This window comes from Bacillus halotolerans, assembly GCF_001517105.1.
In the GTDB taxonomy this organism is placed as follows: Bacteria; Bacillota; Bacilli; order Bacillales; family Bacillaceae; genus Bacillus; species Bacillus halotolerans.
In genome coordinates, this window is the sequence record NZ_LPVF01000013.1 from 1 (window position 1) to 13,764 (window position 13,764).

Consider the following 13,764-nt stretch of genomic DNA (forward strand, 5'->3'; position numbering starts at 1 on the left):
GCCTGACGTTCAAACAGCCCGTGCAACGTCGATGCTGAAGGGGAAATAGCTTTCGTTCTGTTAAACTCATACAAAACTTTTTCTTTCTCAGACTTTTCTGCCATATCTAATTCTTTTATAGTACTATGCGGATTTTGAAGCGCGTTTTCCAGCAACGTAAGCAGGTGGTGCTGAATCCGTTTAATGTCCTCAAGAGAAAATAAGATATTTTGATAGTCGAAATTTAATTGAATGGCTCCAGTATCTATCCGCTCCTGTATTTGAACAGAAAGCTCGTTCGCGGTGTATCCGCTGAAATAAAGCGCCGTCTCATAGTTCAAATCATCCGCTTTTTGCCACTGAAGCGGATGGTACTGCATTGATATACCGATCAGGTTGTGTAAATCCTTGTGTTCTTTTCTTAATTCATTCACCAGCAAATTATAAGGAAATCTTTGGTGGCGCATGACTGAAAGCTGTTCTCTGCCGACACTGCGTGCAAAGGAAAGAAAATCGGCGTCAGAATCAACCGTTTTTCTAATTGGAAGAGAACTGACAAACATGCCAAGCATTTCTTTCTCCGCCTTTGACCCCCTGTTTCCATAGTAGGTTCCGATCGCAAGGTCCGTTTTAGAGGTGATGCGGCTGATACATATGTAAAATGAAGCCATAAATAAGGAAATCATACTGATTTTCTGTTCTTCGCAAAAAGCTTGGATGGTATGGGCTAGGTAAGGTGAAAGTGTGATAGTATCTCTCGATGCGGAGGTACTCTGCTTTTGTGAAGTGCTCTGTCCGGTTAGTGAGTGGTATACCGGAGGCTGTTGGTAGGTTTGCGTCCAAAACAAATGGTCTTTTTCAAAACGTGAAGATTGTAAGTACTGCCTCTCTTTTTCTATGTAGCTAATGTAGGAAGGCTCTTGCTCATCGGGTACAGGCTCCCCTTTTTTGATTTTTTGATACAGATCAATAATTTGATTTCCCAGCAAATTTAAAGAGATGCCATCCATGATAATATGATGGAATTTCGCATATAACCAAATCTCATGAGGATGGATTCTAAGGAGATAAAATTGATACAGAGGCGAATCAAGCAGCTTAAACGGAATTCTGGCTTGATCATGAATCCATTGCTCTGTTTCTGTCATTTCAGCATTTGTAAAATCTATTATTTCAAGTGATAATCCTTTGTATTCTGCAAGATACAGACGAGGCTCTGACTCCGATTCAATTCCTTCTGTCAGTTGGAACCTGATTGCATCATTACGGGAGATTGAAAGGTTCAGAGCCAGCTGAAGAGCATCAAGATCAACATCACCCCTGAATTTTACACAGGCGGTCAGATTACAGATGCTTGTACCAGGCTCCAACAGTTCAGTAAACCAAACTCTCCTTTGGGCATGAGTTAAACCATAAGTATTTTCTTTCAACGAATTCCCTCCAATTCTAATTTATAAGAGGATAAGAAACTGAAATAATTACAATAAAAAGAAATTATATGACTATATAATCCATATATGCATTATATTAACCGAATTTTTTTAAAGTACAATAAAAAATATAAAATTTTTATAACATTTTTTTGAATATAGTATTAATTATTTATTTTTCTTGATTGATTTTATTAGGATTTCGAATGTAAAGTTATGAAAGTATCGATTTTTAATAGTTCTTCATCACTAGATTTTTTCTTCAATTATTTAATTTCATATGAGGATAGTGTTGGACCGTTTATAAGATATTCTCCGCCTCAGTATCAGGTTACATTTCTACAATATTTAGCTGAATGTTTTAAAAACAAGCGCGATAATGTAAAAAGAAACATAAAAAAACCTGTTTTCCACGAAAACAGGTTTAGCGTTTTTATTGATTTGCCAAGATAACAGCAATTTGATCCTCAATGTCTTTGCCATCCGAGTCATCAATCAGACCGTTTAGAAGAATAGAGAAAACGAGCGTTTTTCCGCTCTTTGTTTCTGCATAGCCAGACAGAGAGCTGACAGTGCTTAACGACCCGGTCTTTGCCCTTATCTTTCTTTCTGCCGGGGTGTCTTTCATGCGGTTTCTTAGCGTCCCGCCTACCAGTCTGTCACTGTTCCCCGCTTCCGGCAGAGCATGCAGATAAGGTTGAAACCACTTTTCATCTTGAATGTCATATAAGAGCTTTGTGATTTGGTCTGATGATACGGCGTTGATATGAGAGACCCCGGAACCGTCCCTCAAAATAAGTGTTTTGGGATCAACGCTGAAATTCGGAAGCGTACTGTTTAGCACTTCAAGCCCTTTTTCCCAGCTGCCCTCTCCTTTTTCCGCTTTCCCCATCTCTTTTACAAGTACCTCGGCGTGCCCGTTATTGCTTAATTTCATAAAAGGAAGAAATAGCTTAGACAAAGGCATTGAGTGATGAGAGGCCAGTATGTCTGAAGAGTCGGGCGCTGTGCCCATTATGATTTTCCCTTTTACTGTAATGCCTTGTTTTTTAAGAGCCTGCTTAAATAAATCTAAAGCATATCCTGCCGGCTCCCAGACGGAAATCCACTCTTTTGTTTTGCTCGCATCAACCGGTATGCTCCCTTTAATCGTAATAGTGTTGGTTCCATGTTCTCTTTCGATAGAAAGATCTTTCTTTTTTCCTGCCTCAACTGTTTTCGCCTCATTCTCAATCGCTACATAATCCGTTTTTGGTGACACTGATATTGCTGGCTTTTGTCCTTCTTTCTTTCCCGGACTGGCTTCTACTATCACAGTGCCTGCATCATAGTCCTCATTTGGAGACGCTGTCAGTGCGGAAATTTGTGCGCCGTAATAAGTGTACTCATCACTCCATGGCAAATCAGGCGAATAGCGGATATGATCATACCATGAGTCATCGGCGACAAGATTGCCTTTTATGGACTTGATGCCGGATTTTTTCAGCTTTTCGGCCATTTGATCAAAATCAGCTGGTAAAAGTGTCGGATCTCCTTTTCCTTTCAGATAAAGGTTGCCATTCAGCTTTTGTCCTTTGAGGCGGCCGTCTGTCCGCACTTCTGTTGTGAAAGAAAAATCCTCACCGAGAACAGAAAGTGCCGCGGCGGCTGTAAAAAGCTTCAAAGAAGAGGCGGGTCTCATCCGGACATCCCCTAAATGGTCGTATAAGACGTCGCCTGTTTCTGCAGAACGGACAGTAATGCCAGCCATTGCGCCTTTTAAAGCAGGTTCATTGGCTAAAATGGTTTCAATCTGCCCGGCAAGTGTATCCTGTTCTTCAGCCGCATGTGCAGCATGATGCATATATGGAATGGAAGCAAAGATGAAAAGCAGCAATATTACAAAATAAAGCTTCATGCTTTTTCTCATTTTCTTATCCCGCCTCTCCTGAATGGCTAACGATGATTACGCTCAATCGTGATGCTGCTTTTTACTGTCTTCTCTTCACCAGGCTCTAACACTTGTAAGCCGGTGAGTGACGAAGAGAGATCAAGGTTAACTGCGTTTGTCACCCATGTATAAGGCTCCGGGCACAAATACCCTTGTGTTCCATCTGCATTATACACAACCCAATGCTTAAATTGTTCATCCGCCTTGTAGATCATATTCAGGTGTGCATGCTGATGGTAAATGACAGCCTGATTTTCTCCCCCTCTCTTCTGATAAGAAGATAAAAAGACATCATCAAGCTGCTGCCGTAAGAGCATTCCTTCGTGCAAAGCTTCCTGATTCGGTATATCAATCAGCTTTCCGGTCGGCAATAAACGTTCATCCAATTCCCATTGCTGATCAGCAGTAAGAGAAAATAAAGAGCTCTCTTCCGGGAAAACGAAGGTCGTATGATAACCAAGCCCCCAAGGAAATGCATCCTTCCCTTTATTCATGATCGTGGCATGCTTATAAAGAGTGTTACCTTTTAAAATGTATGTCATCCGTACAACAGCATGATGCGGAAATTGTTTATAAACATGGGGAATCTCCGAAAGATCAATTTCAGTTTCTATGATCACTTCTTCGTCTGTTTGTTTCATTGTTATGATGTCCCACTTTTTGTCATAGAGAAAGCCGTGAAGGTGATGGTGTTTATCCTTTTCATTGATATCAAAATGATACGTTCTGCCCCGGAAGGTGAACGTTCCGTCACTTATGCGGTTAGGCGGAAACAAAATGGGAATTCCATACAATGTAGGTGTGTCATGAAAGCTTTCAGTTGTTTCCGGTTCTCGTAAAAGGTGCATCTTTGTTTCTTTGTCTACGAGAGAAATGACGTTGCTGCCCCACTCAGGCACGACTATTATTTCCAAATGCTCATTACCCGCTTTGACAGCTGGTGTTCCTAAATACGTCATCTTTTCAATATAATTTGTCATGTGTACTCAACCTCTCCTTAATTCAATGCTTATATATGAATTCAATTCAGTGTGCACTATTTCCTCCATTTTATGTTTTCCCTTTAGTCTTTAAGTAAACAAAAAACACCATTCAAAATGAACGGTGTTCTCTTGGAGTTTATTGAATCAGACGTGTAATCTGCTTCTTTTTCCAAATGAATTGATAATACCCGTAAATCAAAAGCAAACTCACGGCAAATGCTGCCGGATAGCCTACCCAAATGCCGAGTATTTCAAGATTTGTATAGTGAGACAGAACAAACGCGACCGGCACTTCGATTCCCCAGATGGCGAAAATACTGATGAGGGTCGGCCATAAAACCGTTCCGCTTGCACGCATCGTCGCAGAAATAATTTGGGCATTCCCAAACAGCAAATAGCTCCATAACGTAATCATCAAAAGCCTGTGTGCAATGTAAAGGGTATCTTTCTCGGTCAAAAATAATGCTAAAATCTGATGTGCAAAAAGATAGATAAGGAGGATCAGCACACCGCCAATGATATAATTCAGCCAAATGCCGACCCGAATGACTTGCTTTAACCGGTCAAACTCATTCGCTCCAATAGATTGAGCGGCGAAAATAGACACCGCGATCCCCAGACTGACAGCCGGCATTTGCACATAGCTGGCTACCTGATTGACCACGCCATATGCTGCGGTTGCATCAGAGCCATAATGATTGACGAATGAAATGACCGCTATTTCCGATAGTGAGACGAGAATCATGTTAATGCTTGACGGAATACCAAGACGCAGCAGAAGAGCCAGCAATTCCTTATCCATTTTCAAATAACGCCGCACTGTCTTATCAAATTGCAGCGGGTGTTTCGTTTTCCGCAGATACACCAACAATACGATAAAGGTCACAATTGTAGAAATAACGGTTGCGTAAGCAGAGCCGTAAATGCCCAGCTTCGGCAAGCCGAACATACCGAGAATTAAGATCGGTAAAAGTGCTATATTGATGACTGTGCTTACAATCAATGTATAAAAAGGTGTCTTAGAATCTCCTGTCCCCCGCAAGAATGTGGTATAAGCAAAATATAAAAACATAAACGGCATTGCGCAAAATAAGATACGCGCATAGCTGACACTGACATGAATTACATTTTCCGGCGTGCCCATGAGACGCAGAATATCTAAGGTGAATATACTGCCGATCACAGCTAACACAATTCCTAATAAAAAGGTGAATGTCAGCGTTGTTCCGACAACGGCCTTTAACCGTTCCTCATTTTTTGCCCCATAGGCTTGCCCGATAAGAATGGAACTGCCGGAACCGATGCCGATCGTAAATGAAATGAGAAGAAAAAACAGCGGGAAAAAGGATGAGACAGCTGCAAGCGCATCTACGCCAAGCCATCTGCCCACAGCGACCATCCCGACTAATTGGCCCACTGATTGCAGCACATTGCTCAGAAGGAGCGGCACTAAAAATAGTGACATTGACCGCCAAACAGATGGATTGCTCTTCTTCTTAGATACGGGATTTTCTTGTAATGTTTCCATATGAATGACTCCTTTATTTAAACTCGTTTCACTAACGTGCTCCCGTTTCTTTTGAAATGAACACGACATGCAACATGTAACTATTCACCACAGTACTTATAAAACCCTTCCCGATTCTCCTATTTTTACACATTTTTCAATCTGCCAGAATAAACTAGTGCGATACAGCATAGTCTTTTGGTGAGATGAAAGAATAAAAAATAATTTATGCAAAAGTATTGTAATCTAAACGTAACTATTGTAACATTTGTAACATAAGAGAAAGAGATTTTAAAGGAGAGAGCCACATTGAAAAAATATCTTCTATTTCTAACCACTATTGCACTTATTCTGTCATTAAACACAAATGCATTTGCGAAAAACACATCCGGGGATTTATCACAAAAACAAGCATTGCAGCTGGCGCTAACAGCAAGAGAGCATTTTTGGAATACAATGAGCGGACACAATCCAAAAGCGAAAAAAGCAGTTTGCCCATCAGGCACATTCGAGCATCAAAACCTTCAGTACGTATACATGTGCAGTGACCTTGGTACAAAAGAAAAAGCTGTGAATTACTTAACACCTATTTTCTCAAAAACAGCGATTGAAAAAGGCTTTAAAGACTATCATTTCGTTGTCTCAAAAGGAAAACTGGCTGTTCCGGTCGGTGACGGAGACAATCTCTTAAATTGGAAAAAATCAACCGCTAAACTCATTTCTAAAAAAGGCGGCACAGTCACATATGAATTTACCGTTCCTACTTTGGACGGATCACCTTCAGCAAAACGGAAAGTGACATTTGTAAAAGAGAATAAAAAGTGGAAAGTAAATCGCTTTGACGCAGTTATATAAGAAAAAACGCCCGAGAAAAACGGGCGTTTTTTATGTTCAGCATAAAAAAGCAACGGACGTATCGTCCATTGCCCTTTTGTTTTATTACGCTCTAGGAGAGATTCGAACTCCCGACCTGCAGTTTAGGAAACTGCTGCACTATCCGCTGTGCTACTAGAGCTTTTTTGATATCTATATAGTAGCTCCGATTGTCACGATTTTCAAGCGATTTGATTTACAGCCCTCCAAATACCTTATAAGCAGCTCTTGTTGTATCTTCATCGATTCCAATATAACGCATTGTAATTGAAGGTGATGAATGATTAAGAATCCTCTGCAGCTCAGCGATATCTTTTGTCCGCTGGTAGAAATGATAGCCAAATGTTTTCCGGAGCGTATGGGTCCCTATTTCCTCAAGTCCGCACGCTTCGGCTGCCTCTCTTAAAATTCTGTATGCCTGAATGCGTGAAATTGGCTTTCTGGTTCGGACAGATTTAAAGAGATATTCATTTTCTTTCATGTCTTTCGTATACTCGTATATTTCTGCTTTCAAAGATTCTAAAATGAGAATCTTCCTTTTCTTTTTTGTTTTGCTTTCAGTCGCCCATAAATGGTCTTTATTTCTGACATCTTTCACTTGAAGCGGCAAAATATCAGAAATTCGGAGCGCGCTGTTAATGCCGAAAATAAATAAAAAATAATCACGCTTGTTTTTGCTGCGTAAATACTGTTTCACATCTTGAATTTTCTCTAAACTGCGGATCGGCTGTACAATATGCATCAAAAAACTCCTTAAAAACCGTTATGTAACGTTTTGAGGTCTATGTTACTATTATAGCGGAAAAACGTTGAATGTCAAAGTTCGGAGGCATTTATGTAACATAATATACATAGTGTTACATAAGCAGAAAAAAGATCTCTTGAAACGCCCTATCTTCTGAAATGACATTTACAGGCTCATATAAAGCTTTTTCAACTCCTGAGACAAATCACTCTAACCCTTCCCGAAAAAGCCCTTAAAACGCAATATGACGCTTTGCTTTTCGAGATACTCTCAAAAAAAGATGCAAAAAAAGACACAATTTCAAATTGTGTCCTAATCCTCATCCTTTACATCAATATCTTCGGGGATCGGTTCATTTAATATTTCCTGCACGAGCGCTTTGTAATTCTCCAGCTGTTCGAGATGCGTTTTGAACTGTCCCTTATAAATCAAAAATTGCTCACCGTCATGAACGGCCCTGATTTTTCCTTCGAGCACCAAACTTTTAATATAATCCTCTGAAAGATTTGCATATTCTGCTGTTTCTTTAATCGTTAAATACATATAGCATTCCTTTCTTAATCCGTATGCTGTTTCTACTATAGCACATGACTTACCCCAATATAATCAATTTCACACAGAAATAAGGCCGGATGATATAGATTATATACCATTTGTCACTTGTGAAACCGCTGTATTTTTTTTACGCTAAGATTGTAACATAACAGCTTAATAGGAGGGAGAACATGAAAAAAACGTGGAACGTCTGTTTAGCAGCCCTGCTTAGTGTTCTGTTAGTCGCTGGAAGTGCTCCATTTCACGCGGAAGCTAAAAAGCCGCCCAAAGGCTATGACGAGTACAAACAAGTAGATGTAGGCAAAGACGGAATGGTTGCAACTGCGCATCCTCTTGCTTCAGAGATCGGAGCTGACGTCCTGAAAAAAGGCGGAAATGCCATTGACGCGGCGGTTGCCATTCAGTTTGCGCTTAATGTCACAGAACCGATGATGTCAGGTATTGGCGGCGGCGGTTTTATGATGGTGTATGACGGAAAAACAAGAGATACGACGATCATTGACAGCCGTGAACGCGCTCCCGCAGGCGCAACTCCGGATATGTTTCTCGATGAAAACGGCAAAGCGATACCCTTCTCCGAACGTGTCACAAAAGGTACTGCTGTTGGTGTTCCGGGTACACTGAAAGGGCTGGAAAAAGCCTTGGATAAATGGGGAACCCGTTCGATGAAACAATTAATTTCCCCCTCTATTAAACTCGCTGATAAAGGCTTTCCGATTGATTCAGTGTTAGCAGATGCGATTTCTGATTATCAGGAAAAATTATCACGAACTGCCGCTAAGGATGTATTTCTGCCGAATGGCGAGCCGCTTAAAGAAGGCGATACGCTCATTCAAAAAGATCTGGCCAAAACCTTTAAGCTCATTCGTTCGAAAGGCATAGACGCCTTTTACGAAGGCAGATTTGCCAAAGCCCTTTCTGATACTGTTCAGGATTTTGGGGGATCAATGACCGAAAAAGATTTAGAAAATTACGACATTACAATTGACGAACCGATTTGGGGAGAATATCAGGGCTATCAAATCGCAACGACTCCTCCTCCAAGCTCTGGCGGCGTGTTTTTGCTGCAAATGCTGAACATTCTCGATGATTTTAACCTTTCACAATATGATATCCGCTCATGGGAAAAATACCATCTGCTCGCTGAAACCATGCATTTGTCTTACGCTGACCGCGCGGCTTATGCAGGCGATCCCGAATTTGTAAATGTTCCTCTCAAAGGTTTGCTTCACCCCGACTATATAAAAGAGCGCCAGCAATTAATCAGTTTAGATGAAGTCAACAAAAAACCAAAAGCCGGTGATCCTTGGAAATACGAAGAAGGAACCGCAAACTATAAGCAAGTCGAACAGCCGAATGATAAAGTAGACGGCCAAACGACACACTTTACCGTCGCGGACCGCTGGGGCAATGTTGTTTCCTATACAACAACAATTGAACAGCTGTTTGGAACAGGTATTATGGTTCCTGATTACGGCGTCATTTTAAACAATGAACTAACAGATTTTGATGCGGTTCCAGGCGGAGCCAACGAAGTTCAGCCGAACAAGCGGCCATTAAGCAGCATGACGCCGACGATTTTGTTTAAAGATGACAAACCAGTTCTCACCGTCGGATCTCCTGGAGGGGCAACGATTATTTCTTCCGTGCTGCAAACCATCCTCTATAGTATAGAATATGGAATGGAGTTAAAAGCAGCGGTTGAAGAGCCGAGAATTTACACAAACAGTATGAGCTCCTACAGATACGAAGACGGAGTTCCAGAGGATGTACTCAGCAAATTAAAAGACATGGGCCATAAATTCAGCACAAGTCCAGTGGACATCGGAAACGTGCAAAGCATTTTTATCGACCGTGAAAACGGCACCTTCAAAGGAGTAGCCGATTCAAGCAGAAACGGCGCAGCGATCGGAATTAATTTAAGACATAAATAAAAAAGAAAAACTGTACTCATTTTTGCCGAGTACAGTTTTTTTGCTGTGAACGATTAATCTTGCCTATGGTCCTCGCATACTCCTTAACGCGAATCTAATGTCGGTACGAATACCTTTCAATATAACATCCAGACATGTGCCAGATAACAATTCGAAACACATAAAGGTTTGATCAGCTAATCAATTCATAGACCTTAAAGCTTCTTTGTTTTTTTGAAAACAGTCTCTCCAGCTTACAAAAACAAAAATCTATCCCGTATCCCCTGCTATTCTTGAATCTTCTCTTCTTGATTAGACTGATGGGATAAATTTGGTTTCGTTCAATTCTGCAATAAACCGCTGAAATGCACTGGTCATAAAAAAGTCTTTTCTGTAAATAAACACGATCGTCATATCCTGATATGATGCGGGAAGCTGGTGAACGTACACCCTTTGGCGATGGACAGAGCAGGCAATGGCCGACTTTGGCAGCAGCGCCGTTCCCAAACCAGCGGAAACTCCTCTGATAACGGCTTCCAATGTGCCAAATTCTATAATTTTTTGCTGTTGAATACCGGCTTCCTCCAATAATCTTTTGACCCTATCGCGATGAGAGCAGCCGGTTCCAAAAAAGAGCATCGGCAGCCGAAGCATGTCCTCTATCGCCCCTTCCTCTGGTGAAATCAACACCAATTCCTCATGGGAAACAGGAATTTGTTTGATATCCATGTATTCAACAGGACCGTACACAAAAGCGCCATCCACCTTATGATCTAGAACTTGCTGAACCAAGCTGTGCGTATCACCTGTGTTCACTGATAAATCAACTTCAGGAAAACGTCTAAGGAATGAAGCTGCATGTTCAGGCAGGTGAGTGACCGCTGTTGTTTCCAATGCTCCAAGCCGCAATGGCCCTTTCGGATGCTGACTTAACTGCGCTGATTTCTCAGCTTCGTCTAATAATGATAAAACTTGATCTGCGTATTGTAATAGGTTTTGCCCTGCAGCCGTTAACTTCATTCCACGATTTGTCCGGTGAAATAACTTGATATTCAGATCTGTCTCAAGCTTATGGATTCTGGCTGTTACATTAGATTGAACATAATTCAGCTGCCGGGCTGCTTTTGTTATACTCCCTTCACGGGCAACAGCCCGGAATATCTTTAATTCTCCGCTTTCCATACGCTGTCACCTTCTTGTTATGATTAAAAGTGATACCGGCAATCATTTTTGTTCATTTTACTTGAAGAAAACCGCTGTGTAAAATATGTGAAGATCATAGATTACGAGGAATATAGGAGGCAGACGGCATGAAAGCGGTTATTCATAACGGAAAAAGCGGACTTCGGGGGTTAGCGTATCAGGACCTCTCTTCTCAAAATCCCGGATACGGAGAAGTGAAAGTCAAGTTGAAAACGGCGGGATTAAATCACCGGGACCTGTTTCTCATGAAAAATAAAACTGAACAAGATCCTGAGTTTATTCTGGGCTCTGACGGTGCTGGCATTATTGAAGCGGTCGGTGAAGGTGTAGATGATCTGGCTGTTCAAACAGAAGTGGTGATTTTACCGACTTTGAATTGGAAAGTAACAGATGATGTACCTCCTGTTCCGGATATTTTGGGAGGCCCTTCAAACGGAACACTTGCTGAATATGTGATCATTCCTTCACAAAACGCAGTAAAAAAACCTTCTTATCTATCCTGGGAGGAAGCAGGCGTGTTGCCATTATCAGCTCTGACCGCATATCGAGCACTTTTTACAAAGGCCCAATTAAAAAAAGGCGAGCATATTTTGATACCGGGAATTGGAAGCGGCGTTGCAACCTACGCGCTAGTAATGGCTAAAGCGATTGGAGCAACTGTAAGCGTAACTTCTCGAAGCGAGGAAAAAAGAAAAAGAGCAATACAATTAGGTGCTGACCACGCTTTTGACAGTTACAGCAATTGGTCTGAACATCTTCAAGGACAAAAAGCTGATGTCATTCTCGATAGCATAGGACCGGCCCTCTTTTCAGAATACTTTGATCATGTTAAACCGAATGGCCGTATTGTCAGCTTTGGTGCAAGTTCGGGTGATAATCTCAGTTTTCTGCTGCGTTCTTTATTCTTTCCGCAAATCAATATATTGGGAACGTCGATGGGTAGCAGTGATGAATTTCATAAAATGCTGCATTTCATGGAAAAACATAAACTTCGGCCCGTGCTTGACCGGACATATCCTATAGAACAAGCACATGAAGCATATACCAGAATGCAGGAAGGCAGCCAGTTTGGGAACATTGGGATCACAATAGATTAAAAAAGAAACCGGCTGACAAACAGTCCGGTTTCTTTTTTTATATAATCCCCTTTATTTACGGCAGAACTGAACTCCCCATCAAATATCGGTCAACTTCACGCGCCACTTCACGGCCTTCATTAATCGCCCATACGATTAAACTTTGGCCTCTTCTTGCATCCCCTGCGGCGAAAACACCATCGATATTTGTTTTATAATCCCCATATGCTGCGCTGATTTTGTTGTTATTAGAATCAACACCAAATTGTTTTAAAATCGGCTGTTCTGTGCCTTCAAAGCCGATAGCGATAAAGACGAGCTGAGCAGGCCATACTTTTTCAGTTCCAGGCAGTTCACGGAACTCGTATTTTCCATGCTCATTTTTCACTTTCTCCATTTGAATCGTATGGAGCTCTTTCAATTTGCCGTTTTTATCGGCAACCAATTTTTTTGTTTGGATCGAATATTCTCTCGGGTCTCTTCCGAATTTTGCTTCTGCTTCTTCATATGCATATTCAAGCGTAAAGACGTGCGGCTGTTCAGGCCACATATTATCATTCGTGCGAGCCGGAGGAAGTTTCGGGTGTTTGCCGAATTGGTGCACACTTTTGGCTTTTTGGCGCAAAGCGGTAGCCACACAGTCAGCTCCTGTGTCTCCGCCTCCGATCACGATAACATCTTTCCCCTTCGCATCAATGAATCGCTTGTCTTTAAAGTTAGAATCTAAATAGCTTTTTGTAGCAAGCGTCAAGTAATCCATCGCGTAGTGAACACCTTTTGATTCGCGCCCCTCAATTAATAGATCCCGCTGTTTTTGAGCACCTGTGCAAAGGATTACGGAATCAAATTGCTCTTTCAGCTCATCGGCCGTTATATCAACGCCAATTTCCGTATTTGTAACAAAATCGATTCCTTCTTGCGTCAGCAACTTAATGCGGCGTTCGACAATTCCTTTTTCAAGTTTCATGTTTGGAATGCCGTAAGTTAAAAGTCCGCCCGCTCTGTCTGCGCGTTCAAAAACAGTGACAGAATGTCCAGCTTGGTTCAGCTGGTCAGCACTCGCCAGTCCGGCTGGGCCCGACCCAACGATGGCAACTTTTTTGCCTGTACGTTTTTTCGGAATCCTAGGCTGAATCCAACCATTCTCAAACCCTTTATCAATAATGGTCCGTTCAATATTCTTAATCGATACGGCCGGGTCGGAAATCGCTAGTGTACATGACCCTTCACAAGGAGCGGGACAAACCCGCCCTGTGAATTCAGGAAAGTTGTTTGTTTTTACAAGCCGTTCTAATGCTTCTTTCCATCTGCCTCGGTAGACAAGATCGTTCCATTCAGGAATTAAGTTGTAAATCGGACAGCCGGATGTAAATCCGTTAATGTCGGCACCGATCTGGCAAAACGGTGTACCGCAATCCATACACCGCGCCCCCTGCCGTTTCGACGCTTCTTCTGAAAAAGGAGCAGAATATTCCTTCCAGTCCTTTAAGCGAGTGAGAGGGTCTCGCTCAGCTGGTTTTTCTCGTTTGATTTCCATAAATCCAGTTGGTTTCCCCATGTTCCTCTCCCC

11 protein-coding genes and 1 tRNA gene are annotated in these 13,764 nt (G+C 41.8%); 3 read left to right on the top strand and 9 right to left on the bottom strand.

Annotated elements, in window-relative coordinates:
* The 4 genes from AU387_RS18025 to AU387_RS18040 form a co-directional block, all read right to left on the bottom strand.
* Window positions 1-1,409, bottom strand: a 1,409-nt coding sequence (locus AU387_RS18025; protein ID WP_241495300.1) for a condensation domain-containing protein, incomplete at its 3' end; no start/stop codon positions are given.
* Window positions 1,410-1,842: 433 nt separating this feature from the next.
* Window positions 1,843-3,318, bottom strand: coding sequence for a D-alanyl-D-alanine carboxypeptidase/D-alanyl-D-alanine endopeptidase (dacB, locus tag AU387_RS18030; RefSeq protein ID WP_059336510.1), 1,476 nt, complete (start codon window positions 3,316-3,318; stop codon window positions 1,843-1,845).
* Window positions 3,319-3,344: 26 nt separating this feature from the next.
* Complete coding sequence (gene galM, locus AU387_RS18035) at window positions 3,345-4,319, bottom strand: aldose 1-epimerase (RefSeq protein ID WP_059336511.1); 975 nt, start codon at window positions 4,317-4,319, stop codon at window positions 3,345-3,347.
* 139 nt (window positions 4,320-4,458) lie between these two features.
* On the bottom strand, window positions 4,459-5,850 hold the full coding sequence (locus AU387_RS18040; protein WP_059336512.1) for an MATE family efflux transporter: 1,392 nt from the start codon (window positions 5,848-5,850) through the stop codon (window positions 4,459-4,461).
* Between the two features lie 288 nt (window positions 5,851-6,138).
* On the opposite strand from AU387_RS18040, the gene AU387_RS18045 reads away from it, so the two are divergent.
* Window positions 6,139-6,684, top strand: a complete 546-nt coding sequence (locus AU387_RS18045) for an IseA DL-endopeptidase inhibitor family protein (protein ID WP_059293217.1) — start codon at window positions 6,139-6,141, stop codon at window positions 6,682-6,684.
* Between the two features lie 87 nt (window positions 6,685-6,771).
* On the opposite strand, the gene AU387_RS18050 is transcribed toward AU387_RS18045, so the two are convergent.
* The 3 genes from AU387_RS18050 to AU387_RS18060 all read right to left on the bottom strand — a co-directional run bounded on the left by AU387_RS18050 (window position 6,772) and on the right by AU387_RS18060 (window position 7,990).
* Window positions 6,772-6,844: transfer RNA gene (locus AU387_RS18050), tRNA-Arg, on the bottom strand.
* 54 nt (window positions 6,845-6,898) lie between these two features.
* Window positions 6,899-7,444, bottom strand: coding sequence for a site-specific integrase (locus AU387_RS18055; protein ID WP_044155674.1), 546 nt, complete (start codon window positions 7,442-7,444; stop codon window positions 6,899-6,901).
* A 315-nt stretch (window positions 7,445-7,759) separates the two neighbouring features.
* Window positions 7,760-7,990, bottom strand: a complete 231-nt coding sequence (locus AU387_RS18060; protein WP_024121629.1) for an excisionase family DNA-binding protein — start codon at window positions 7,988-7,990, stop codon at window positions 7,760-7,762.
* 182 nt (window positions 7,991-8,172) lie between these two features.
* Between AU387_RS18060 and ggt the strand changes: the two genes are divergently transcribed.
* A complete protein-coding gene (ggt, locus tag AU387_RS18065; RefSeq protein ID WP_059336513.1) occupies window positions 8,173-9,936 on the top strand; it encodes a gamma-glutamyltransferase in 1,764 nt (587 codons plus the stop codon).
* A 291-nt stretch (window positions 9,937-10,227) separates the two neighbouring features.
* Here ggt and yofA read toward each other — a convergent pair whose 3' ends face one another.
* Window positions 10,228-11,097: a LysR family transcriptional regulator YofA gene (gene yofA / locus AU387_RS18070; RefSeq protein WP_059336514.1), complete on the bottom strand. Its 870-nt coding sequence runs from the start codon at window positions 11,095-11,097 to the stop codon at window positions 10,228-10,230.
* Between the two features lie 128 nt (window positions 11,098-11,225).
* Here yofA and AU387_RS18075 point away from each other — a divergent pair, with 128 nt between their 5' ends.
* A complete protein-coding gene (locus AU387_RS18075; protein WP_059336515.1) occupies window positions 11,226-12,215 on the top strand; it encodes a zinc-binding dehydrogenase in 990 nt (329 codons plus the stop codon).
* Between the two features lie 55 nt (window positions 12,216-12,270).
* On the opposite strand, the gene gltD is transcribed toward AU387_RS18075, so the two are convergent.
* A complete protein-coding gene (gene gltD / locus AU387_RS18080; protein ID WP_059336516.1) occupies window positions 12,271-13,752 on the bottom strand; it encodes a glutamate synthase small subunit in 1,482 nt (493 codons plus the stop codon).
* Between the last annotated feature and the right edge of the window lie 12 nt (window positions 13,753-13,764).

Coding starts and splice junctions, on each gene's coding strand:
- dacB (WP_059336510.1), bottom strand. CDS start 3,318: ATGAGAAAAAGCATGAAGCTTTATTTTGTAATATTGCTGCTTTTCATC.
- galM (WP_059336511.1), bottom strand. CDS start 4,319: ATGACAAATTATATTGAAAAGATGACGTATTTAGGAACACCAGCTGTC.
- AU387_RS18040 (WP_059336512.1), bottom strand. CDS start 5,850: ATGGAAACATTACAAGAAAATCCCGTATCTAAGAAGAAGAGCAATCCA.
- AU387_RS18055 (WP_044155674.1), bottom strand. CDS start 7,444: ATGCATATTGTACAGCCGATCCGCAGTTTAGAGAAAATTCAAGATGTG.
- AU387_RS18060 (WP_024121629.1), bottom strand. CDS start 7,990: ATGTATTTAACGATTAAAGAAACAGCAGAATATGCAAATCTTTCAGAG.
- ggt (WP_059336513.1), top strand. CDS start 8,173: ATGAAAAAAACGTGGAACGTCTGTTTAGCAGCCCTGCTTAGTGTTCTG.
- yofA (WP_059336514.1), bottom strand. CDS start 11,097: ATGGAAAGCGGAGAATTAAAGATATTCCGGGCTGTTGCCCGTGAAGGG.
- AU387_RS18075 (WP_059336515.1), top strand. CDS start 11,226: ATGAAAGCGGTTATTCATAACGGAAAAAGCGGACTTCGGGGGTTAGCG.
- gltD (WP_059336516.1), bottom strand. CDS start 13,752: ATGGGGAAACCAACTGGATTTATGGAAATCAAACGAGAAAAACCAGCT.